Source organism: Paracoccus endophyticus (assembly GCF_003286075.1).
Classification (GTDB): domain Bacteria; phylum Pseudomonadota; class Alphaproteobacteria; order Rhodobacterales; family Rhodobacteraceae; genus Paracoccus; species Paracoccus endophyticus.
The window spans coordinates 1-20,621 of the sequence record NZ_QLUV01000005.1 but is presented as its reverse complement, the minus strand read 5'-3'; the positions used below and the strand labels follow the sequence as shown (position 1 = coordinate 20,621).

Here is a 20,621-nt window from a genome sequence, read left to right as displayed (position 1 = left end):
GTGGCAGAACAGCCCCAGGGTTGACAGGGGACCGCGATGACCGACACCACCACGCCTCCGGCACACTGGCCCCCCGCGCAGCCCGCCCCCGGCACCACGGGGGACGAGGGGTTCGGCAAGAACAGCCACCTGCACCTGATCGACGGCTCGGCCTTCATCTTTCGCGCCTATCACGCGCTGCCGCCGCTGACGCGGAAATCCGACGGCCTGCCGATCGGCGCGGTCGCCGGCTTCTGCAACATGCTGTGGAAATACATCCAGGAGGCCAAGGGTCCCGACGCCCCGACCCATGCCGCCGTCATCTTCGACCATTCGTCCAAGACCTTCCGCAATGCGATCTATGCCGATTACAAGGCCAACCGCCCCGACCCGCCGGACGAGCTGAAGCCGCAGTTCCCCCTGACCCGCGACGCGACCCGCGCCTTCAACGTCGCCTGCATCGAGATCGCGGATTACGAGGCCGACGACATCATCGCGACACTGTCCTGCCAGGCACGCGACCTGGGCGGGCGGGTGACGATCATCAGTTCCGACAAGGACCTGATGCAGCTGGTCGGCGACGGGGTCGAGATGCTGGACCCGATCAAGTCGAAACGCATCACCCGCGACGAGGTGTTCGAAAAGTTCGGCGTCTGGCCCGACCGCGTGGTGGACGTGCAGGCCCTGGCCGGCGACAGCGTCGACAACGTCCCCGGCGCGCCCGGCATCGGCATCAAGACCGCCGCGCAGCTGATCGCCGAATTCGGCGACCTGGACAGCCTGCTGGCCCGCGCCGAGGAGATCAGGCAGCCCAAGCGCCGCCAGACGCTGATCGACCATGCCGAGCAGATCCGCGTCTCGCGCCGGCTGGTGCAGCTGGACTGCAACACGCCCATCGACTTTGCCATGGCCTCGCTGGAGGTGCGCGATCCCGACCCGGCGACGCTGATGGCGTTCCTGAACGCGATGGACTTCCGCACGCTGACCAACCGTGTCGCGGAACGGTTCCGCGCGCCGCCGCCCGATCCCGTGGCCCCCGCGCCCGAGGCCGAGGCGCCTGCCGCGCCCGCGTTTCCCAAGGTCGATTGCAGCGCCTATGTGACCATCACCGACACCGAGACGCTGGGGCGCTGGCTGGCCGCCGCGAGCGAGCAGGGGGTCTTTGCGCTGGATACCGAAACCACCAGCCTGGACGAGATGCAGGCGGAACTGGTCGGCATCTCGCTGTGTCCGGCAGTAGGCATGGCGGCCTATGTGCCGCTGGGGCATGTCGCGGGTGCTGCCGACCTGTTCGGCGGCGGCGAGCGCGCAGCGGGGCAGATCGACCGCGACCAGGCGCTGGCGATGTTCAAGCCCGTGCTCGAGGACCCGGCGGTGCTGAAGATCCTGCACAACGCCAAGTACGACTGGAAGATCCTGGCGCGTTACGGCATCCGCATGACGCCGGTCGATGACACGATGCTGATGAGCTATACGCTGAACGCCGCCCTGCACAATCACGGCATGGACGAGCTGGCGCAGAAATACATCGGGCATCGTTGCCAGCCCATCAAGGAGCTGATCGGCACGGGAAAAAGCCAGATCACCTTTGCCCAGGTGCCGATCGAGGCAGCCGCCCGCTATGCGGCCGAGGACGCCGAGATCACCTGGCGGCTGTGGCAGATCTTTCGCCCGCAACTGCCTGCCGCCGCCGTCACCACCGTCTACGAACGGCTGGAACGCCCGCTGATCGAGGTTCTGGCGGACATGGAGATGGCGGGCGTGCAGATCGACGCGCAGCACCTGAACCGCATGTCGGGCACCTTCGCACAGAAGATGGCCCAGCTTGAGGATCAGGCGCACGAACTGGCGGGCGGCAAGTTCAACCTCGGCTCGCCCAAGCAGTTGGGCGAGATCCTGTTCGGCCAGATGGGCCTGACCGCGGGCAAGGCCGGCAAGTCGGGCGCCCTGTCCACCAGCGCCGACATCCTTGAGGATCTGGCCGCCGAGGGGCATGCGCTGCCCGCCGTCATCCTGGACTGGCGGCAGATTTCCAAGATGAAATCGACCTATACCGACGCGCTGCCGACCTATGTGAACCCCGACACCGGGCGCGTCCACACCAGCTATTCCATCGCCGGGGCGAACACCGGGCGGCTGGCCTCGACCGACCCGAACCTGCAGAACATCCCCGTGCGGACCGAGGAAGGCCGCCGCATCCGCGAAGCCTTCGTCGCCCCGCCGGGACGCCGGCTGGTCAGCCTGGACTATAGCCAGATCGAACTGCGCATCCTGGCCCATATCGCCGAGATCCCCGCCCTGAAGCGGGCCTTTGCCGAGGGCATCGACATCCACGCCATGACGGCCAGCCAGATGTTCGGGGTGCCCGTCGAGGGGATGGACCCCATGGTCCGGCGGCAGGCCAAGGCGATCAACTTCGGCGTGATCTATGGCATCTCGTCGTTCGGGCTGTCGCGCAACCTGCGGATACCGCGTGCCGACGCCCAGGCCTTCATCGACACGTATTTCCAGCGTTTCCCGGAAATCCGCGCCTACATGGACGCGACGGTCCGCGACGCCCGGCGCGACGGGTTCGTCCGCACGCTGTTCGGCCGGCGCATCCACACGCCCGGCATCTCGTCCAGCGGTCCGGCGGCGGGCGGCGCGCGGCGCGCGGCGATCAACGCGCCGATCCAGGGCACGGCGGCCGACATCATCCGCCGCGCCATGATCCGCATGCCGCAGGCGATCGCCGGGCTGGATGCGCGCATGCTGTTGCAGGTCCACGACGAGCTGGTGTTCGAAGCGGACGAGGCCGCCGTCGAGCCGCTGATCGCGGCGGCGCGCGCGGTGATGGAAAACGCCGCCGCCCCCGCGGTGCATTTGACCGTGCCGCTGGTGGTCGATGCCGGGTCCGGCGTCACCTGGGCCGAGGCGCACTGATGGCGCCGCGGGACGGGCAGGGGCCGGTCACGCATCGGCACGACCGCGATCCCCGGGACCGCCACCACGATCACCCCGCGGGCAACGGCCATCCCGGTCCCGCAACCGGGGACCATGGCGGCGGTCATGGGCACGGGGGACATGGCCATGACCACGGCGCCGCCTTGGGCGAGCGGGCGCTGATCTGGGCGGTGGCGATCAACCTGGCGCTGACCGCGGCGCAGGTGCTGGGCGGCCTCGCCGCCGATTCGGTGGCGCTGGTCGCGGACGGGGTACACAACCTGTCGGACGCGCTGGCGCTGCTGCTGGCCTTCGGCGCCCGCCGTCTGGCCCGGCGGCCCGCCAGCCCGACGATGAGCTTCGGGTGGTCGCGGGCCGAGATCGTCGCGGCGTTCGCGAACTATCTGGCGCTGATCGCCGTGTCGGTGTGGCTGATGATCGAGGCGGTGGGCCGGCTGGCCGACCCCCCGCCCGTCGCCGCCGGGCTGGTGATGGCGCTGGCGGGGCTGGCGCTGGTCGTGGATCTGGGCACCGCCGGGCTGACCATGCGGCTGGCCCGCGACAGCCTGAACATCCGGGCGGCGTTCCTGCACAACCTGGCCGATGCGGGGGTTTCGGTCGCGGTGCTGGTCGGGGGCGCGCTGATCTGGGCCTTTGGCTGGCGGATGGCGGACCCGCTGCTGACGCTGGGGATCTCGGTCGTGATCCTGTGGCACCTGCGGGGCGACCTGGCGCGGGTGCTGCGGCTGCTGATGCTGGGCGCGCCCGGCGGCGTCGATCCGCAGGCGGTGGCGCGGACCGTGACGGCGGTGCCCGGCGTCGGGTCGGTCCATCACCTGCATCTGTGGCAGATCGACGAACGCCGGCCGGCGGCCGACATGCATCTGGTGCTGTCGGACGGGGCGAACCCTGCCGCGACCCTGCGGGCGGTCAAGGCGGCGCTGGGGGCGCATCACGCCATCGCGCACGCCACGATCGAACTGGAAACCACCGGCTCGGGCTGTGCCGACGATGCGCTGCGCCCCTGATCAGGACGCAGCGGCCAGGGTCAGTGCGAATCCTCGGCGTGGTCGCGGTCGATCACGAAACGCTTGTCGCAATAGCCGCAATCCACCCAGCCGGTCGCGGGGGAAATCGCCAGCCACACGCGGGGATGGCCCAGTCCACGCGCCTCGTCCCCCTCGCACAGGACCTTCCAGCGTGTCACGACCTGAGTTTCCGGCGGGGGCAGGGTCTCGGCGTCATTGTCCTGATTGGTGGACAGCGGCGTTTCGGTGATCACATGGCGCATTGTGGCTCTCTTGTGCTGGCGGGCAAAGGCCGGTTTAACGGCCATGGATTAAGGCCTTGCCATTCTAGCCATCCCGCGCCCTGCGGCAAGCCGGGCCGCCAAGGACAGCCGCCATGACCGTTCGTTCCCCCAGCGCCTTGCCCGATGCCGCGATCCGCCTGACCGGGTTGCAAAAGACCTATGCAGCCTCGGGCAAGGTTCCGCCCAAGACCGCGCTGAAGGGCATCGACCTGACCATCCCGCGCGGCGCCATCTTCGGGCTGCTGGGCCCGAACGGGGCGGGCAAGTCCACGATCATCAACATCCTGGCCGGTCTGGTGAACAAGACGGCCGGCCGGGTGGAAATCTGGGGCTATGACCAGGACGTGAATCCGCGCCAGTCGCGCGCCGCCATCGGCGTGATGCCGCAGGAACTGAACATCGACCCGTTCTTCACCCCGCGCGCCAGCCTCGAGGTGCAGGCGGGCCTGTACGGCGTGGCTCCCCGCGACCGCTGGACGGACGAGATCCTGGCGCTGGTCGGGCTGACCGCGCAGGCCGAAAGCTATACCCGCCAGCTGTCCGGCGGGATGAAGCGGCGGCTTCTGCTGGCCAAGGCGCTGGTCCACCGCCCGCGCATCCTGGTGCTGGATGAACCGACCGCTGGCGTGGACATCGCCCTGCGCCAGATGCTGTGGGACAATGTGCGCACCCTGAACGCGCAGGGCATGACGATCATCCTGACCACCCATTACCTCGAGGAAGCCGAGCAGATGTGCGACGAGATCGCCATCATCAACCACGGCGAACTGGTCGTGCGCGACCGCACCACGGCGTTGCTGGCCCATGCCGACAGCAAGACGCTGGTGATCGACCCCGGCGCCTGGTCGGGGACCGTCCCGCCGCTGCCGCCGGGGGTGACGCCCGAACGCCGCGCCGACGGACGGCTGGCGCTGGCCTATGCGCCGGGCCGGGTCCAGGCCGACCAGATCATCGACATCCTGCGCGGGGCGGGCGTGCCGATCGTCGATGTGGGGATCGAGCAGCCGGACCTGCAGGACGTGTTCCTGTCGCTGACCAGCAACCGCTGAGGTCCGGCGCACCCGCAAGGGACGCCACCGTGCCCGCCCGGCCCTTCGCAGGCCTGCCTGCGCCGCGGAATGGGACCCGCAGGGGCGCTGGCGCGTTGCAGCACAAGGGCCGATCACGCGTCCGCTGACCAGACGGCGTCCACGCGCGGCATTCCCGGCATCGGCCGCAGGGCAGGGCATCGGCGGGCCGGGCACGTGCCGGTTCGCGGGGTTCGGCCCCCTTCCGGCAACACAAGGCGAGACGCATCATGTTCCAGCTTGAAACCCCCTTCCTCGAACTCGTCATGCGCGGGGCATTCCTGTATGTGCTGTTCCTGGTCCTGTTCCGCATCCTGCCCCGCCGCACGGCCAGCGAGATGAGCCCGATGGACCTGGTGTTCCTGCTGCTGATCACCGAGGCGGCCTCGCACGCGCTGGGGGATTTCTCGTCGCTGACCGACGGCACGGTGCAGATCCTGACGATGGTGGTGCTGAACTGGGCGATCAACAAGCTGTCGTTCCATGTCCGCTGGATCGAGAGGCTGGTCGAGCATGGGCCGCTGGTCGTCATCCGCGACGGCAAGACGATCCCGGATCACCTGCGGCGCGAGGCGCTGACCGACGGGGAACTGAAGGCCCACCTGCGGCTCGAGGGGCTTGAGAGCGTCGATCAGGTCAAGGTCGCGCATCTGGAAGGCGACGGACGGCTGAGCGTCATCAAGGCCGACTCCTCGTCCGATCAGGGCGGTCAGCAGCCCGGCGTCGTGGCCTGACGCGACCGCCCCGCCGACGGCCAGGGCTTTGCCGTCTGGTCAGGGGCGGTGCGGCTGACCTCGCGCCTTCCCGGCCGGCCCCGCCAGTCCGGCCGGGTCCGCGTCAGACGCCCCGCATCAGGCTGGGGAACTCGGCCGGCAGTTCGCGCGCCATGAAGCCCATGGGGCCCAGCCGCTCGGCCAGCCTGCGCCCCGCTTCGCCGTGCAGCCAGACGCCCCAGCAGGTCGCCTCCCACGGCGGCAGGCCGCGCGCCGACAGCCCGGCGATGGCCCCGGTCAGCACGTCCCCTGACCCGCCGGTCGCAAGGCCGACGCCGCCGCCGGCATAGACGATCAGCTCGCCCTCGGGGTTGGCGATGATGGTCGTTGCCCCCTTGATCAGCACCACCGCGCGCAGGCGACGGGCGTAATCGGCCACGATCTCGTCGCGCCGGGCCTCGATGTCCTCGGCCGCAAGCCCGGTCAGTTGCGCCATCTCGCCCACATGGGGGGTCAGGATCGCACGCCCATCCAGCGCCGCCACCTGCCCGTGGCGGTCTGCGGCCGCCGCGACCGCCGCCGCGTCCAGGATGACGGTCATGTCGGCCACCGGCAGCAGTGCGTCCAGCACCAGGCCCGCCGCCGGGGTCGAGCCGATGGCCGGCCCGATCGCCAGGCAGCCGCAGCGGCCGACCCGCTCGGCCAGATCGCCCGGACCCGCGATCTCGCCATCCAGCGTCGCGGGCAGCGGAAAGAACCCCGCCTCGGGCAGCGAGAATCCGGCCGGGATCGCCAGCGGCTCGGGCAGGGCGATCTGCACCTTGCCGGCGCCCGCGCGGAACGCCGCCTCGGCCGTCAGGACGACGCCGCCCGGCACCATCCGCGAGCCGCCGACCAGCATCACCTGGCCGCGGCTGTTCTTGTCGGTGTCCTCGGGGTGGTGGGGCAGGGGATGGTGGCGCAGCCACTTGGCATCCAGGGCAAGGGGGCTCATCCGCGGCTCCCCACGATCGGGTCGGGCTCGCGGGTCACGGGCGTGTCTTCGGCCTCCATCGGGGCGGTGACGTTATAGCGGACCAGCTCCATCGCGCCGTCGGTATCAGCCGCCCCGGCCACCCAGCGGTATTCGGTGATCGAGCAGTTGGCGACATCCTGTTCGCGGTCGATGGCCAGCACCTGCTCCTCGGTCATCCCTTCGATGATGTAGCGCAGGCACAGCACGACGACCTGATGCGCCACGATCATGACCCGGCAGCCGCCGTGGTGCAGTCCCACCGTGTCCAGCAGCGCCCGCAGGCGGAAGATGACGTCGCACCAGCTCTCTCCGCCCGGGGGGCGATGATAGAACTTGCCCAGGGTCGCGCGCAGGGCGGCCTGTTCGGGATGCTCGGCGCGGATGCCGATCCCCGTCAGCCCGTCGAGGATGCCGAATTCCTTTTCCCGCAGCCGTTCATCCAGCCGGATGCAGGTGTCGGCCGGACAGCCGCCGGCGTCCCGAAACAGCCGCGCCGTGTCCTGCGCCCGCAGATAGGGCGAGGACAGCAGGACGTTCGGCCGCCCCTCCTCGTGCCCCTGCGCGAACCAGTGACCCAGCGCGCGCGCCTGACGCTCGCCCAGGTCCGACAGCGGCACGTCCACGTCGCGGCCGGTCAGCTCGATGCGCGCCAGTTGCGCCTGATAGGCGGCGTCGCGGGCGACGTTGCCCGCGCTTTCGCCGTGCCGCACGATCCACAGCCGTTCGGGCCATCTGGGGGTCATGGCCGACCCCCCCGCGCCGTCCCCTGGCCCCCGCGCCGCATCAGGGCGTCATCACGCATTTGAAGCAGTCCGTGCGGTTGTTGCGGAACAGGTCATAGAACCCGGGCCCGTCGTCCAGCGTGCCGCGATGGGTGATGATGACGCTGGGGTCGATCTCGCCCGCGACGATGCGCTTGAGCAGGCGGTCCATATAGGCGCGGGTGTGCGTCTGCCCGCCGCGCAGCATCAGCCCCTTGCCGAAGGCCGCGCCGATGGGAAACTTGTCCACCATCCCGGCATAGACGCCGGGGATCGACACCGCGCCGCCCTTGCGGCAGCACAGGATGGCGTCGCGCAGCGCGTTGGGGCGGTCGGTTTCCAGCATCAGGGCCGTCTTGACCTTGTCGTAGACGTTGCCGATGACGGATGCGCCGTGCGCCTCCATCCCCACGGCATCGACGCAGCGGTTGGGCAGCTTGCCGCCGGTCAGTTCCATCAGGCGGTCATAGCTGTCCTCGGTGGACAGGTCGATCGTCTCGGCCCCCGCCTCGCGTGCCAGCGCCAGCCGGCCCGCCTCGAAGTCCAGGGCAAAGACGCGCTCTGCGCCCAGCATCAGGGCCGAGCGGATGGCGAACTGGCCCACCGGGCCGCAGCCCCAGACGGCGACCAGATCGCCCGGCCCGGTCCCGATCTGTTCGACCGCCTGATAGCCGGTGGGAAAGATGTCGGTCAGGAACAGGACCTTGTCGTCGTCCAGCGCCTCGGGGACGGCCAGCAGGCCCACGTCCGCGAACGGCACCCGCACCAGTTCCGCCTGGCCCCCGGCATAGCCGCCGAACAGGTGGGAATAGCCGAACATCCCGCCGCCGGACTGGCCGTACAGCGCCTCGACCTTTTCATGGTCGGGGTTGGTGTTGTCGCACAGCGAGAACGCATCGACGCGGCAGAAATCGCAGTGCCCGCAGGCGATGTTGAAGGGCACCAGCACGCGGTCGCCCACCTTGTGACGCGTGACCTGGGGGCCCGCAGCGACGATCTCGCCCATGAACTCGTGGCCCAGGATGTCGCCCTTGCGCATCTCGGGAACAAAGCCGTCGTAAAGATGCAGGTCCGATCCGCAGATCGCCGTGCGCGTCACGCGCAGGATGACGTCGCCCGGATCCTTGATGGTGGGATCGTCATGGGTATCGACCTGGACTTTGCCCGTTCCGTGGAAGGTGATCGCGCGCATGACTGGTTTTTCCTGCTGGTTGCCGAACGGAAACAGGAAGGGCGCGTCATGGTTCCCGTCGATGTTCGGCCGCCCGTTGCAGCAGACGGAGGCAGCAGACGGAAAAGGGGCGGCAGTCGCCTGCCGCCCCGTGCTGCCGATCCGTCGCGGGCAGGATGCGCCCGCGATGCGTCAGGCCTTGTTCAGATAGATGTCCACCAGCTTGCCCAGCATCTCCAGCGCGTCGGCGCGGCTCCGCTGGAAGCTGTTGCGGCCGATGATCGAGCCGTTGCCGCCGCCGTCGCGGATTGCGATCGCATCCTCGTACACGGCATCCGACCCCTTGGCCGCGCCGCCCGAGAAGACGACGATGCGCCGCCCGCCGAAGGCCGCGTCCATGCAGTGACGCACGCGGGCCGCCTGGGTCGAGATGTCGATGCCCTGTTCCTGATAGACCTTCCTGGCGTCCTTGTTTTCCAGATGGTCGGTCGAGAGCTTGATCTTGATGATGTGCGCGCCCAGCAGCGCCGCGATCTGCGCGGCATAGGCCGCGATGTCGATGGCGGTCTCGCCGTCCTTGCTGATCGCCTCGCCGCGCGGATAGGACCAGATCACCGTCGGGATGCCGACGGATGCGGCCTCGGCGCGCATCTCGGAAATCTCCTCGAACATGTCCAGCGCCATGTCCGAACCGGGATAGATCGTGAAGCCGATGGCCGCGCAGCCCAGCCGCAGCGCGTCCTGCACGGTCGCGGTCACGGCCTGGTTCTTGCCGGCGGTGTCCGACATCAGCGAGTTGGCCGAGTTGCACTTCAGGATCGTCGGGATCTGGCCGGCATAGGTGTCGGCGCCCGCCTCGATCATGCCCAGGGGGGCCGCATAGGCGTTCAGGCCCGCGTCGATCGCCAGCTGATAGTGATAGTGGGGGTCATAGCCCAGCGGGTTCTTGGCAAAGCTGCGGGCGGGGCCGTGCTCGAACCCCTGGTCCACGGGCAGGATGATCATCTTGCCGGTGCCGGCCAGCTTGCCGGTCATCAGCATGCGGGCAAGGTTGCCTTTGACGCCGGGGTTTTCGCCCTCGTACTTGGCGAGGATCGTCTTGACGGTTTCGGTCATCTGCATCGGAAGGCTCCGCATCTTGTTCGGGATGGCCTGCCTTATCAGACCGCGGCGCAGAGGAAAGTGCGGTTGCGCTAACGGCGGGGCCGGTGCCGGCGGAACGCGTCCCGGCCTGCCGCGTTGATGGTTTTTGGCGAGGAAACGCACATGTCGTACAACGACAACAACGTCGAGCGGTCGGCGCGCCGTCACCGCCCGGCCATCATCGGCATCCTGGTCGCCCTGGCGCTGGCCGCGACGGCCTTTTTCCTGTTCGTCCCGTGGCAATCCGATGAGCACGCCGTCACCCCAGCAGGGGGCGTGGCCGTGGGCACGACGACCAGCGATGCCCCGGCGGTCAGCCCCGAGGGCGCCGCACCGACGCCTGCCAAGCCCTGACGGCTGCAAAGGCGCGCAGCGACCGGGCAGGGGCTGCGGCCCTTGCCCGGTCGGCGGCGTTCCTTAGCGCTTGGCTGCGACCAGCGCCGCCACGCCCGGCAGGTCCTTGCCCTCCATCCATTCCAGGAACGCGCCGCCCGCCGTCGAGATGAAGGTGAAGTCCGCCGCGACCCCCGCCTTGTTCAGCGCGGCCACGGTGTCGCCGCCCCCCGCCACCGACACGAGCCGGCCGGCGCGGGTCAGTTCGGCCGCGGCCTTGGCGGCGGCGTTCGTCGCGGCGTCGAACGGCTCGATCTCGAACGCGCCCAGCGGGCCGTTCCAGATCAGCGTGCGGCACGCTGAAAAGACATCGGTAATGGCCGTGACGGTCTGTGGCCCGGCGTCCAGGATCATCGCGTCCGCCGGGCAGGCGGTGACGGCCACCGTCTCGCTGGGTGCGCCGGCCTTGAACTCGCGCGCGACGACCACGTCCAGGGGCAGGTGGATGGTGCAGCCCGCCCCCTGCGCGCGGGCCAGGATGTCGCGGGCGGTGTCGGCCATGTCGCGCTCGGCCAGGCTTGTGCCGACCTCGACCCCCTGGGCCACCAGGAAGGTGTTGGCCATGCCCCCGCCGATCACCAGGTGATCGACCTTGGTGATCAGGTTCGACAGCAGCGCCAGCTTGGTCGAGACCTTGGCCCCGCCGACGACCGCCACGACCGGGCGCTCGGGCGTGCCCAGCGCCGCGTCCAGCGCGTTCAGTTCGGCCTCCATCAGCCGGCCGGCGGCCGAGGGCATCAGCCGCGCCAGCCCCTCGGTCGAGCCGTGGGCCCGGTGGGCGGCCGAGAACGCGTCGTTGACATAGACCTGCCCCAGCGCCGCCAGCGAGGCCGCGAAATGCGCGTCGTTGGCTTCCTCGCCCGGATAGAACCGGGTGTTTTCCAGCAGCAGCACGTCGCCCCTGGACAGGTCCGCCACCGCGCGCTTGGCCGGCCCGCCCACCGCCTCGTCGGCAAAGCGCACGGGCTGGCCCAGCGCCGCCTCGAGCGCGGGAACGATCTGGCGCAGGCTCATGGCATCGACGCGCTGGCCCTTGGGCCGGTCGAAATGCGCCAGCAGCACCGGGATGCCGCCCTTGGCCTGGATCGCCTTGATCGTGGGGACCACCTTGTCGATCCGCGTGGCGTCCGTGACGCGCCCGTCCTCGACCGGGACGTTCAGGTCGACGCGGGTCAGCACGACCTTTCCGTCCATGTCCAGGTCGTCGATGGTGTTGAAACGGGCCATGCGCGCAATCCTTTGCGGGTCGGAACGACTTTCCGCGGTTCTGCGGGATGATGACATTATCGTCAACCAGCCAGACGCGGGATTGGCCGCGCGCGGTGGACCCGGTGCCGGTCCGCGCGCGTTGCGCTGGCGAACGGCGGGGCCTATGTCCCGTCACACCGACCGAAAAGGAGAGCGGGATGGCCGAGATCAAGGACCCGGAAAACACCATCATCATCGAGCTGAAGGACGGCCCGGTGGTGATCGAGCTGCTGAGCGACGTGGCCCCCAGGCACGTCGAGCGCATGAAGGCGCTGGCCCGCGCCGGCGCCTATGACAACGTGGCGTTCCACCGCGTGATCGACGGCTTCATGGCGCAGACCGGCGACGTGCAGCACGCCAACATGGAAAAGGACTACAACCCCGGGCGCGCGGGCACGGGCGGGTCCGACATGCCCGACCTGCCGGCCGAGTTCTCGAAGCTGCCGCATTCCCGCGGCACGCTGGGCGCGGCACGGTCGCAGAACCCCAACAGCGCCAACAGCCAGTTCTTCATCAACTTCAAGGACAACGACTTCCTCAACGGGCAGTACACGGTCTATGGCCGCGTCATCTCGGGGATGGAACACGTGGACAAGATCGCCAAGGGCGAGCCGCCGGCGAACCCCGACCGCATGATCTCGGTCAAGGTGGCCGCCGATGCGTAAGGTCCTGACCGCCGTCCTGCTGGCGCTGTCGGCGTCGGCCGCATCCGCCGAAGGCCTGCCCGGCATCACCGACGGTCCCGGCCCCAACATGGTGATCGAGGTCGCGGACGCGGCCGGCCAGCCCAAGGGCACGATCGTGCTGGACCTGTTCGCCGACAAGGCGCCCGGCCATGTCGAGCGGCTGGTCTCGCTGGCGAAGTCGGGCGCCTATGACGGGGTGGTGTTTCACCGTGTCATCGACGGGTTCATGGCCCAGACCGGCGACGTGCAGCACGGCAAGCAGGGCGGCGACACCGCCATGGCCGGCATGGGCGGGTCCGACCTTCCCGACCTGGCGGCCGAGTTCAACGACGTCAGCTTTCAGGCGGGCACCGTCGGCATGGCCCGCAGCCAGGACCCCAACAGCGCCAACAGCCAGTTCTTCATCGACCTGGCCCCGGCGCCCTTCCTGGACGGGCAATACACCGTCGTGGGCCAGCTTGTGGACGGCTGGGACGTGCTGAACGCGGTGAAAAAGGGCGACTCTGCGGCGAACGGCGCGGTGGACAAGCCCGACTACATGGCCAAGGTCACGATCACCGAGTGACCGCCGCCTGACGGCATCCAGGGGCCCCCGGAGACGGGGGCCTTTTTCATGGCCGGGCCAAGGCTTATTCCTTGAAGCTGCGGCTGTCCTTGATCTGGTCCCAGGCCCAGACAACCTCTTGCAGCCGATCCTCGTCGGACCTGTCGCCCCCGTTCATGTCGGGGTGAAGATCCTTGACCAGCGACTTGTATTGCTTGCGGATTTCCTGCTTGGTCCAGCTGTCCTTGGCCTCGAGGATGTCCAGCGCGCGGCGTTCCGTGGGCGGCAGCTTGCGCGCGGCGCGCAGCCGCGCCTCGGGGCTGGTGCCGTTCTGGCCCAGAATCTCCAGCGGGTCCTCGACCCCGTGGCGCGCCCAGGCCTGTTCCTGCGTGGCCCGGCCGAAGGGGCGCGTGGGGCGTTCCCAGACGGTGGCATTGTCCAGGAACTCCTGGAACTCGGCCTCGGACTGGCCCTGGAAATAGTTCCAGTTCAGGTTGTACTCGCGCACGTGGTCCTTGCAGAACCAATAGTAATCGTCGAGCTGCTTGGGCGACTTGGGCGCGCGATACTGGCCCGGCAGATCGCAGCCGGCCTTGTCGCAGCGCCGCGTCGATGTCTCGAAGGCGCCGGACATCCCGCGACGGCCCTTCGCCCGCCGCTTCTTGTCAGAGGCGGCGGAAATATCGAAACCGAACGGGTCGTTGCTGGACATCAGGGGCCTTCTTTGCGACTCGGGACCGAGAGTGTAGGGGTTTTGCACGGGTTTGAAAGAGGGGCGGGGCCAATGGCGCAGCGGATCGCAGAGGAAATGCACGACCGGCTGATGGCGCTTGCGCCCTCGCGCCTTGAGGTGATCGACGAAAGCCAGCAGCATCACGGCCATTCCGGCTGGCGCGAGGGCGGGCAGACCCATTACCGCATCCGCATGGCGTCGCCCGCGTTCGCGGGGCTCGGCCGGGTCGAGCAGCACCGGCTGGTCAACCGCACGCTGGGCGACATCGTGCCGCGCATCCACGCGCTTGCGCTGGAACTGTCGGCAGAGTGATCGCAGCGTCGCGCCCAAGGGCGGACACCGGGTCGGGGTGGCGTGCAGGGCCGGGGGTCCTCACGGCTTGCCGTTAGCGCCCCCAGTCTTGCCGCTGCCCCGTGCCGCGCCTAGAAGCCGGCCAGCGCAGGCCAATCAAGGACATTCAGCCATGACCACCCCCATGGATTTCAACGACCGCATGCTGTCCCTGGGCCTTGCCCGCGTCAGTGAGGCCGCGGCCCATGCTTCGGCCCGGCTGATCGGGCGCGGCGACGAAAAGGCCGCCGACCAGGCCGCGGTCAACGCCATGCGCGAGCAGCTGAACATGCTGGACATCCGCGGTGTCGTGGTGATCGGCGAGGGCGAGCGCGACGAGGCCCCCATGCTGTTCATCGGCGAGGAGGTCGGCACCGGCCAGGGACCCGAGGTGGACATCGCGCTGGACCCGCTGGAGGGGACCACGCTGACCGCCAAGGACATGCCGAACGCCCTGACCGTGATCGCCATGGCCCCGCGCGGCACGCTGCTGCACGCCCCCGACGTCTACATGGACAAGCTGGCCGTGGGTCCCGGCTATGACAAGGACGTGGTCAGCCTGGACATGACCCCCAGCGAGCGCGTCCACGCGCTGGCCAAGGCGGGCGGCGTGCGGCCCGAGGACATCACCGTCTGCATCCTGGAACGTCCGCGCCACGAGGCGATGATCGCCGAGGTCCGCGCCACCGGCGCCGCGATCCGCCTGATCACCGACGGCGACGTGGCGGGCGTCATGCACGTGGCCGAGCCTGAAAAGACCGGCATCGACATGTACATGGGGTCCGGCGGCGCGCCCGAGGGCGTTCTGGCCGCCTCGGCGCTGAAGTGCATGGGCGGGCAGATGTGGGGCCGGCTGATGTTCCGCAACGACGACGAACGCGCGCGCGCGGCCAAGGCCGGCATCACCGACCTGAACCGCATCTATTCGCGCGACGAGATGGTGACGGCCGACGTGATCTTTTCGGCGACCGGCGTCACCAACGGCTCGATCGTGCAGGGCCTGCGGCGCGAGCCGAACTTCATCGAGACGGAAACCATCCTGATGCGGTCCAAGACCGGATCGGTCCGCCGGGTGTTCTATCGCAACCCGATCAAGTGACACCGACCGGTGCCGGGCGCTGGCCCGGCGCCGGACCTGCGCGTGCCTGTGCCTGCAGGACAAGGGCGCTGCCCCGGTTCCGACCGGCGCAGGGTCTTGCATCCTGGCAGGGCAGGGCGCCCCGGCGACGCCCGCTTTCGGCAAGGCTGCCCTGCGCATCAAGACCCTTGCCATGGCCGCGCCCCTTGGCCAGAACCCTGCCATGGCCGCATTTCTGAACGTCGAACGCTCGCTGACCGGGCGCGTCTGGGTCGGGCCCGAACCTGCACAGGACCGGCTGGCCGAGGCGCTGGCGCAGGACACTCGGCTGCCCCTGCCGGTGGCGCGGGTGCTAGCCGCGCGCGGCGTCACCGCGCCCGACGTGCCGGGCTTTCTGGAACCCCGCCTGCGCGACCTGCTGCCCGACCCGCTGACCCTGCGCGACATGGAAGCCGCCGCCGACCGGCTGGTCGCCGCGGCGCTGGGCGGCCAGCGGATCGCGGTGTTCGCCGACTACGACGTGGACGGCGGCGCGTCTGCGGCGCTGATCCTGGGCTGGCTGGCCGCCCTGGGCCGCCAGGCGACGCTGTATGTCCCCGACCGCATCGACGAGGGCTATGGCCCGAACGCGCCCGCCATTGCGGGCCTGGCCGCCGACCATGACCTGATCGTCTGCGTCGATTGCGGCACCCTCAGCCACGAGGCGCTGGCCGCCGCCACCGGCCGTGCCGACGTGCTGGTGCTTGACCACCATCAGGGCGGCGAGACGCTGCCCCCCGCGCTGGCCGTCGTGAACCCCAACCGCGCCGACGAGGACGGCACGCTGGGCCATCTGTGCGCCGCAGGCGTGGTGTTCCTGACGCTGGTGCAGGCCAACCGCGTGCTGCGCGGGCAGGGCCGCGCCCAGCCGGACCTGATCGGGATGCTGGATCTGGTCGCGCTGGCGACGGTCGCGGACGTGGCGCCGCTTGTGGGCGTCAACCGCGCGTTCGTCCGTCAGGGGCTTGCGATCATGGCGCGTCGGCAACGGCCGGGACTGGTCGCGCTGTCCGACGTGGCGCGGCTGGACAGCGCCCCGTCCGCCTTTCACCTTGGCTATCTGCTGGGGCCGCGGATCAACGCGGGCGGCCGCGTCGGACGCGCCGACCTTGGCGCGCGCTGCCTGTCCTGCTCGGACCCGCAGCAGGCGGCGCAACTGGCCGCGCAACTGGACGATCTGAACCGCGACCGCCGCGCGATCGAGGCGGGCGTGCGCGAGGCCGCCTTGGCCCAGGTCGAGGCGCGCGGCGATCCCGTTCTGGCCTGGGCCGCCGACGACGGGTGGCACCCCGGCGTGGTCGGCATCGTCGCTGCCCGCCTGAAGGAGGCGACCGGCCTGCCTGCCGTGGTGATCGGTGTCGCAGGGGGCCTGGGCAAGGGCTCGGCCCGCTCGGTTCCGGGCGTGGACATCGGACGCGCGATGGGCAGGCTGGCGGCCGAAGGGCTGATCCTCAAGGGCGGCGGCCACGCGATGGCGGCAGGGCTGACCGTCGATCCGGCGATGATCCCGGCCGCGATGGCGCGGCTGTCGGAGTTGCTGGCCATCGGGGCGGCCGGGCGGCAGGGGGCGGGCACCCTGCGCATTTCCGGCCTGCTGGAGCCGGCCGCGGCCTCGGTCGATCTGATCGACGCACTGGACCGCGCCGGCCCGTTCGGGGCGGGGGCGCCGGCGCCACGCTTTGCCTTTGCCGACCAGATCGTCGATCAGGTCGGGACCATGGGCGAGGGCCACCTGCGCCTGCGCCTGCGCAGCGCCGGCGCGCCCCCGCTGGACGCCGTGGGCTGGGGCGCGATGACAGGCCCGCTGGGTCCCTCGCTGCTGGGTGCGCAAGGCCGCCGGTTCCACCTGGCCGGCAAGCTCGAGCTGTCGGTCTGGGGGGGGCGCCAGCGCATCCGGCTGCGCCTGGACGACGCTGCCGAGGCCTGAGCGGCGCCTGCACAAGGAAGTCGTGCGCGCCGCGCATTTTGCGCTTGCGCCCCGCTGCGCCCTCGCCTAAACACCGCCCCACGCCGCGCGGCACAGACCGCGATGATGCGACGGTGGCCCGTTCGTCTATCGGTTAGGACACCAGGTTTTCAACCTGGGAAGAGGGGTTCGACTCCCCTACGGGCTGCCACCTTCCTCCTGAAAGTATGGTTTTCAGTGACATTCCCTTGGGAAGGGTCCCACCCTTTTGGGGCTGTGGGACACCTGCCGCCTTGCGGGCTTTCTCGACGCGCTCGAAACCAGACAGCACCAGGCCTGCCCGCTCGACGTCTTTCACGTACAGGGCGCTGGACTTGACGTCGGAATGCGAGAGACGCGCGGCAACCTCGAACACGCTCGCGCCAGCCTTGGCAAGTTCGTGCGCGGTCGCTTTCCGAATGCCGTGCTGAGAGCGCACCGCCTTGCCGTCTGCACCGATAGGCTTTGCCGCGACGATCCAGTCCCGGACTTTGTTGTCCAGGGACCCCGAGGACGCGAAAGGGCGGCCGTACTCCGTCCGCAGGAACGTCGCCTTCTCACCTGTGTCATCGGCCAACTCGGCGGCGAGCTCGTCCATGATGGGGGGTGTAACCGGCTTGGACCCCTTCTTCGCCGGCTGCCATGTGAGAAACGCCCTGCCGCCCTCCAGGACGATGTTGTGCACTTCCAGCTTGTTCATGTCGCCGATTCGGCCCGCCGTGTTGCGGGCGAGATAGAACCAACGCCGAGCCATCGTGCCCGGTCCGTGTTTCTCAAGAAACTTTTTGTCGTCGTCGACATCCCAAGCGGTTGCGCCGCCCATCGACTTGTGCGGCGAGGTCACACGGAGAACTGGCGAGTCCGCCGGGAAACCCCGATCCTCGCCCCACTTGCATGCGGCTTTGAGGGCCTTCAGGCATGTCTCGGCAGCACCGGTCCGGGCACGGAACTGATCCAGTATATAAACGAAGGCCGGTTTTGGCATGCCTGCCGCGAGGGAGCCCATACGGACTCCATTCTTCTTGATGTCGCAGGCTTGCAGTAGCCCTCGTGTGCGTCCCGTATTCCTGAGCCCAGATGCGGTAATGGCCGGAGAGGATCTCCTCCAATCCGATGGTGATTATCCCTTTGACACATCAGCCGCCAGATGTTGTGTCGGCTGAGCCGCCACAGTTTCCGGTTCAGATGCGCCGCGATTGGACTTCAAGCGCCGCGCCAGTGGTGTCTCCCGTTCGACGATGCGGCCCGGGTCGGGGATGACGCTCCCCAGGGCCTCGCCGAAGTATCGGTTCGACACATACGCGCTTCGCTCCGGGATCACCCGAGCCCGGGTTCGGGCCCGCCAGAGTGCGGGGTCGAGCACGACCCCCTCCCTTGCCGCCCCAAGGCGCTCCAGATGACGGATCACCGTCGCCTGGAGGCTTTCCGCCCTTGTCATGCGGGCGGCCCGATCGAAGGCGGAACGTCCGCCCCCGAGGTTCCGGGACCCATTGACATCGGCATGGATGGTTGTGCCGCAGGCGCCGCAGACGAACCTGTCCTGCGCCTTGCAGTTGGCCTTGCTCACATAGCCGCAGCACGAGCAGGTCTGCGAGGACCAGGCCGGGTTCACCTCGGCGGAGGTGATCCCGAAGCGCTCCTTCAGATCCTTGAGCTTTGCGCGCAGCACCGAGCGGTCGCAGTTGGTCAGTAGCCGGTTCATCCGGCGCGACAGATCCGCGCCGCGGAAGTCGAGCCGTTCCAGCACCAGATGCGCGGGCGCCCGGATGGCGACGAGCCGGTTCAGCGCCTGGCCAACAGATGTCTCGATGTATCCCCGCAGGCTTTCCACCATGGCGCGGTAGCGCGGGGACCGGTTCGGTCGGATGCTCCGGGCCTGCAGCTCCGCCGCCAGCCCGGAGATGCGGGCATCATGCCACATCAGCTGCTCGATCCAGGCGCGGCCCAGCAGATCGCCTTGGTCCGTCGCCAGCATCGTGCGAAGCCCGAAGTCGACACACAGCTCCTTGCAGCGCGGGGCATAGGCCTTGCGGCCTTCCCTGAAGGCCGCCTTCATGTCCGACACCAGCCCGATGACCAGCTCGCCCGGACGGCCGTCCGCCAGGCGGTGGGTCCAGCGGCCGAGCTTGATGCTGCGCGGGCCTGCGGGGCGCTCGATCAGCTGGATGGTCTTCGCCAGATCACCGCTGCGGCTCCGGAAACGGCCGTGGCTCTTCACGGGCAGGTGGATCATCCGGTGGCTGCCCGACCGGAACGCCTCCGCCTCCCGCCCTTGGCGGATGGCGCGGGCCTCGACCTGCGCCGTAAGCCAGCGGGCGGTCTTGCCGTCGAGGGGCGCCAGCGCGGCAATGCTGATCCACAGATCGCCATGGCTGGTCGCCTGGCCCAGCGCAACGCTCACCTGCTTCGTCGATGTTGGGGTTCATCCGATGAAAGCGCGGCCTGCGGTGCCGAGCCAGCACGGCGCGCATGATGAAGCGGGCCAGCTTCCGGATCTCTTCCGGGATGACCTGGCCTTGCAGCGGGCCCGACATCATGGAGACGGGCTCGCGCGAGAACCAGGCCTCGACGCAGTTGATCGTCAGCAGCTGGTGGCGGGTGGTCTCGTCCCGGGACGAACCCAGCACCCTGTCCGCGAAGTCGTTGGCCCGGTTGCTCATGAAGCTCCCGAGCCGGCACACCACCTGGAAGCGCAGCATCTGCAGACGTTGGGCACCGAGGATGGCCTTCGCGCCCATGAGCGCGGGCGCCGCGAGATCGGCCGCCGCTGGGGTGTACTTGTTGAAGAGGCCGGTCTCGAAGAACAGGCGCCACTGCTGGGTCGCAATCGCCGGGGCGCAGTGGAGCGTTTCGAGATAAGGCAAGGCCCAACGGGCCCTTGTAGCTGAGGCCGAGCATCTCTCCCAGCTTGCGCGCCGAGATGCCCTTGCTGGAAGACGCAAGGAACCAGATCGCCCGCAACCATTGTCCGAGCGGAAACCGTGTGCGATGCATGGCGGTGCCGGAGCTGATGGAGAACTGCCGTCGGCAGCTGGCGCAGGTATAGAGGCCAGGGCGGGAGCGATGGTGAGTGAAATGCGCGCCCTCGGCCTCATCGGCGCCGCAGCTGTCGCAGGTCAGACCACTCGGAAAGCGAATGGCCTTGAAAAACGTGAGGCATGCCGCCTCGTCCGACACGATCATCTTGATCGCGGCGAAGGTGATATCATGCGGATTGCGGCGGACGGGGCGATGGACCTGGCTCATGACCACCCACATTGGCGATCCGTCAGGGAAACGAAGTCCGCGCAGACACAAGATTTAGGGGCTGATGTGTCAGCGGGATAATTCCGATTGTCGATATATTCGAGAATTGTGGAAATCAGCATGTCTACGCTCTGCCTGGTCTTTCATCCGAGTTACATACTTTGGTAGCGCAGAAGCAACTGGGATTTTCGTGTTTCCAAGGGCTCTGTTGCACAAATCGGGTGATGGCCGAGGTTGCCCTTCTCCCGGTCAGAGCTATCCCACAGCTTCAGTGACAGGCATGCCGAGGGCGGTGT

The 20,621-nt window shown here is 69.0% G+C and carries 19 protein-coding genes, 1 tRNA gene and 2 pseudogenes; 11 read left to right on the top strand and 11 right to left on the bottom strand.

The window, feature by feature from the left end; translation table 11 throughout:
- Positions 1-36: 36 nt before the first annotated feature.
- Positions 37-2,901, top strand: coding sequence for a DNA polymerase I (gene polA, locus DPQ23_RS07765; RefSeq protein WP_112874141.1), 2,865 nt, complete (start codon positions 37-39; stop codon positions 2,899-2,901).
- Positions 2,901-3,929: a cation diffusion facilitator family transporter gene (locus tag DPQ23_RS07760; RefSeq protein ID WP_112874140.1), complete on the top strand. Its 1,029-nt coding sequence runs from the start codon at positions 2,901-2,903 to the stop codon at positions 3,927-3,929. Before polA ends, DPQ23_RS07760 begins: the two co-directional genes overlap by 1 nt.
- A 20-nt stretch (positions 3,930-3,949) precedes the next feature.
- On the opposite strand, the gene DPQ23_RS07755 is transcribed toward DPQ23_RS07760, so the two are convergent.
- Positions 3,950-4,237, bottom strand: a complete 288-nt coding sequence (locus DPQ23_RS07755) for a zinc-finger domain-containing protein (protein ID WP_420818572.1) — start codon at positions 4,235-4,237, stop codon at positions 3,950-3,952.
- 68 nt (positions 4,238-4,305) lie between these two features.
- Here DPQ23_RS07755 and DPQ23_RS07750 point away from each other — a divergent pair, with 68 nt between their 5' ends.
- A complete protein-coding gene (locus tag DPQ23_RS07750) occupies positions 4,306-5,262 on the top strand; it encodes an ABC transporter ATP-binding protein (RefSeq protein WP_240602572.1) in 957 nt (318 codons plus the stop codon).
- A gap of 248 nt (positions 5,263-5,510) precedes the next feature.
- The gene (locus DPQ23_RS07745) at positions 5,511-6,014 is read left to right on the top strand and encodes a DUF421 domain-containing protein (protein WP_112874138.1); all 504 of its coding nucleotides are present in this window, start codon (positions 5,511-5,513) and stop codon (positions 6,012-6,014) included.
- A gap of 103 nt (positions 6,015-6,117) precedes the next feature.
- On the opposite strand, the gene DPQ23_RS07740 is transcribed toward DPQ23_RS07745, so the two are convergent.
- The 4 genes from DPQ23_RS07740 to DPQ23_RS07725 form a co-directional block, all read right to left on the bottom strand.
- Positions 6,118-6,987, bottom strand: coding sequence for an NAD(P)H-hydrate dehydratase (locus tag DPQ23_RS07740; RefSeq protein WP_112874137.1), 870 nt, complete (start codon positions 6,985-6,987; stop codon positions 6,118-6,120).
- Positions 6,984-7,751, bottom strand: coding sequence for a histidine phosphatase family protein (locus tag DPQ23_RS07735; protein WP_112874136.1), 768 nt, complete (start codon positions 7,749-7,751; stop codon positions 6,984-6,986). The genes DPQ23_RS07740 and DPQ23_RS07735 overlap by 4 nt, the downstream gene beginning before the upstream one ends.
- Positions 7,752-7,791: 40 nt before the next feature.
- Positions 7,792-8,961 (bottom strand): zinc-dependent alcohol dehydrogenase, encoded by a 1,170-nt coding sequence (locus DPQ23_RS07730; protein WP_112874135.1) that lies wholly within the window; start codon positions 8,959-8,961, stop codon positions 7,792-7,794.
- A 171-nt stretch (positions 8,962-9,132) separates the two neighbouring features.
- The gene (locus DPQ23_RS07725) at positions 9,133-10,062 is read right to left on the bottom strand and encodes a class I fructose-bisphosphate aldolase (protein WP_112874134.1); all 930 of its coding nucleotides are present in this window, start codon (positions 10,060-10,062) and stop codon (positions 9,133-9,135) included.
- Between the two features lie 144 nt (positions 10,063-10,206).
- Here DPQ23_RS07725 and DPQ23_RS07720 point away from each other — a divergent pair, with 144 nt between their 5' ends.
- Positions 10,207-10,437 (top strand): hypothetical protein, encoded by a 231-nt coding sequence (locus tag DPQ23_RS07720; RefSeq protein WP_162630677.1) that lies wholly within the window; start codon positions 10,207-10,209, stop codon positions 10,435-10,437.
- A gap of 63 nt (positions 10,438-10,500) precedes the next feature.
- Here DPQ23_RS07720 and DPQ23_RS07715 read toward each other — a convergent pair whose 3' ends face one another.
- On the bottom strand, positions 10,501-11,703 hold the full coding sequence (locus DPQ23_RS07715; protein ID WP_112874132.1) for a phosphoglycerate kinase: 1,203 nt from the start codon (positions 11,701-11,703) through the stop codon (positions 10,501-10,503).
- Between the two features lie 179 nt (positions 11,704-11,882).
- Between DPQ23_RS07715 and DPQ23_RS07710 the strand changes: the two genes are divergently transcribed.
- On the top strand, positions 11,883-12,389 hold the full coding sequence (locus DPQ23_RS07710) for a peptidylprolyl isomerase (protein WP_112874131.1): 507 nt from the start codon (positions 11,883-11,885) through the stop codon (positions 12,387-12,389).
- The gene (locus DPQ23_RS07705) at positions 12,382-12,975 is read left to right on the top strand and encodes a peptidylprolyl isomerase (protein ID WP_112874130.1); all 594 of its coding nucleotides are present in this window, start codon (positions 12,382-12,384) and stop codon (positions 12,973-12,975) included. The genes DPQ23_RS07710 and DPQ23_RS07705 overlap by 8 nt, the downstream gene beginning before the upstream one ends.
- A 64-nt stretch (positions 12,976-13,039) precedes the next feature.
- Here DPQ23_RS07705 and DPQ23_RS07700 read toward each other — a convergent pair whose 3' ends face one another.
- Complete coding sequence (locus tag DPQ23_RS07700; protein WP_112874129.1) at positions 13,040-13,666, bottom strand: DnaJ domain-containing protein; 627 nt, start codon at positions 13,664-13,666, stop codon at positions 13,040-13,042.
- A gap of 72 nt (positions 13,667-13,738) precedes the next feature.
- Here DPQ23_RS07700 and DPQ23_RS07695 point away from each other — a divergent pair, with 72 nt between their 5' ends.
- From DPQ23_RS07695 to DPQ23_RS07680, 4 genes are all read left to right on the top strand, one after another.
- Positions 13,739-13,999, top strand: coding sequence for a BolA family protein (locus DPQ23_RS07695; protein WP_112874128.1), 261 nt, complete (start codon positions 13,739-13,741; stop codon positions 13,997-13,999).
- A gap of 151 nt (positions 14,000-14,150) precedes the next feature.
- On the top strand, positions 14,151-15,116 hold the full coding sequence (glpX, locus tag DPQ23_RS07690; RefSeq protein WP_112874127.1) for a class II fructose-bisphosphatase: 966 nt from the start codon (positions 14,151-14,153) through the stop codon (positions 15,114-15,116).
- Positions 15,117-15,288: 172 nt separating this feature from the next.
- A complete protein-coding gene (recJ, locus tag DPQ23_RS07685) occupies positions 15,289-17,061 on the top strand; it encodes a single-stranded-DNA-specific exonuclease RecJ (protein ID WP_240602571.1) in 1,773 nt (590 codons plus the stop codon).
- Positions 17,062-17,176: 115 nt separating this feature from the next.
- Positions 17,177-17,251 (top strand) — tRNA-Glu (locus DPQ23_RS07680).
- A gap of 153 nt (positions 17,252-17,404) precedes the next feature.
- Here DPQ23_RS07680 and DPQ23_RS16180 read toward each other — a convergent pair.
- The 4 genes and pseudogenes from DPQ23_RS16180 to DPQ23_RS16175 form a co-directional block, all read right to left on the bottom strand.
- Positions 17,405-17,833: pseudogene (locus DPQ23_RS16180) on the bottom strand (tyrosine-type recombinase/integrase); the annotation flags it as partial.
- A 366-nt stretch (positions 17,834-18,199) separates the two neighbouring features.
- The gene (locus DPQ23_RS07670) at positions 18,200-19,312 is read right to left on the bottom strand and encodes a transposase (RefSeq protein WP_240602570.1); all 1,113 of its coding nucleotides are present in this window, start codon (positions 19,310-19,312) and stop codon (positions 18,200-18,202) included.
- Positions 19,260-19,943, bottom strand: coding sequence for a hypothetical protein (locus tag DPQ23_RS15915; RefSeq protein ID WP_240602569.1), 684 nt, complete (start codon positions 19,941-19,943; stop codon positions 19,260-19,262). Before DPQ23_RS15915 ends, DPQ23_RS07670 begins: the two co-directional genes overlap by 53 nt.
- 166 nt (positions 19,944-20,109) lie before the next feature.
- A pseudogene (locus DPQ23_RS16175) lies at positions 20,110-20,262 on the bottom strand (transposase); the annotation flags it as partial.
- Positions 20,263-20,621: the final 359 nt, after the last annotated feature.

Excerpts from the sequence above, each read along its gene's own strand:
- DPQ23_RS07745 (WP_112874138.1), top strand. The coding sequence starts at position 5,511 with ATGTTCCAGCTTGAAACCCCCTTCCTCGAACTCGTCATGCGCGGGGCA.
- DPQ23_RS07760 (WP_112874140.1), top strand. The coding sequence starts at position 2,901 with ATGGCGCCGCGGGACGGGCAGGGGCCGGTCACGCATCGGCACGACCGC.
- DPQ23_RS07735 (WP_112874136.1), bottom strand. The coding sequence starts at position 7,751 with ATGACCCCCAGATGGCCCGAACGGCTGTGGATCGTGCGGCACGGCGAA.
- glpX (WP_112874127.1), top strand. The coding sequence starts at position 14,151 with ATGACCACCCCCATGGATTTCAACGACCGCATGCTGTCCCTGGGCCTT.
- recJ (WP_240602571.1), top strand. The coding sequence starts at position 15,289 with ATGGCCGCGCCCCTTGGCCAGAACCCTGCCATGGCCGCATTTCTGAAC.
- DPQ23_RS07755 (WP_420818572.1), bottom strand. The coding sequence starts at position 4,237 with ATGGCCGTTAAACCGGCCTTTGCCCGCCAGCACAAGAGAGCCACAATG.
- DPQ23_RS07720 (WP_162630677.1), top strand. The coding sequence starts at position 10,207 with ATGTCGTACAACGACAACAACGTCGAGCGGTCGGCGCGCCGTCACCGC.
- DPQ23_RS07740 (WP_112874137.1), bottom strand. The coding sequence starts at position 6,987 with ATGAGCCCCCTTGCCCTGGATGCCAAGTGGCTGCGCCACCATCCCCTG.
- DPQ23_RS07700 (WP_112874129.1), bottom strand. The coding sequence starts at position 13,666 with ATGTCCAGCAACGACCCGTTCGGTTTCGATATTTCCGCCGCCTCTGAC.
- DPQ23_RS07710 (WP_112874131.1), top strand. The coding sequence starts at position 11,883 with ATGGCCGAGATCAAGGACCCGGAAAACACCATCATCATCGAGCTGAAG.
- DPQ23_RS07725 (WP_112874134.1), bottom strand. The coding sequence starts at position 10,062 with ATGCAGATGACCGAAACCGTCAAGACGATCCTCGCCAAGTACGAGGGC.
- DPQ23_RS07670 (WP_240602570.1), bottom strand. The coding sequence starts at position 19,312 with ATGATCCACCTGCCCGTGAAGAGCCACGGCCGTTTCCGGAGCCGCAGC.
- DPQ23_RS07750 (WP_240602572.1), top strand. The coding sequence starts at position 4,306 with ATGACCGTTCGTTCCCCCAGCGCCTTGCCCGATGCCGCGATCCGCCTG.
- polA (WP_112874141.1), top strand. The coding sequence starts at position 37 with ATGACCGACACCACCACGCCTCCGGCACACTGGCCCCCCGCGCAGCCC.
- DPQ23_RS07715 (WP_112874132.1), bottom strand. The coding sequence starts at position 11,703 with ATGGCCCGTTTCAACACCATCGACGACCTGGACATGGACGGAAAGGTC.
- DPQ23_RS07705 (WP_112874130.1), top strand. The coding sequence starts at position 12,382 with ATGCGTAAGGTCCTGACCGCCGTCCTGCTGGCGCTGTCGGCGTCGGCC.
- DPQ23_RS07730 (WP_112874135.1), bottom strand. The coding sequence starts at position 8,961 with ATGCGCGCGATCACCTTCCACGGAACGGGCAAAGTCCAGGTCGATACC.
- DPQ23_RS07695 (WP_112874128.1), top strand. The coding sequence starts at position 13,739 with ATGGCGCAGCGGATCGCAGAGGAAATGCACGACCGGCTGATGGCGCTT.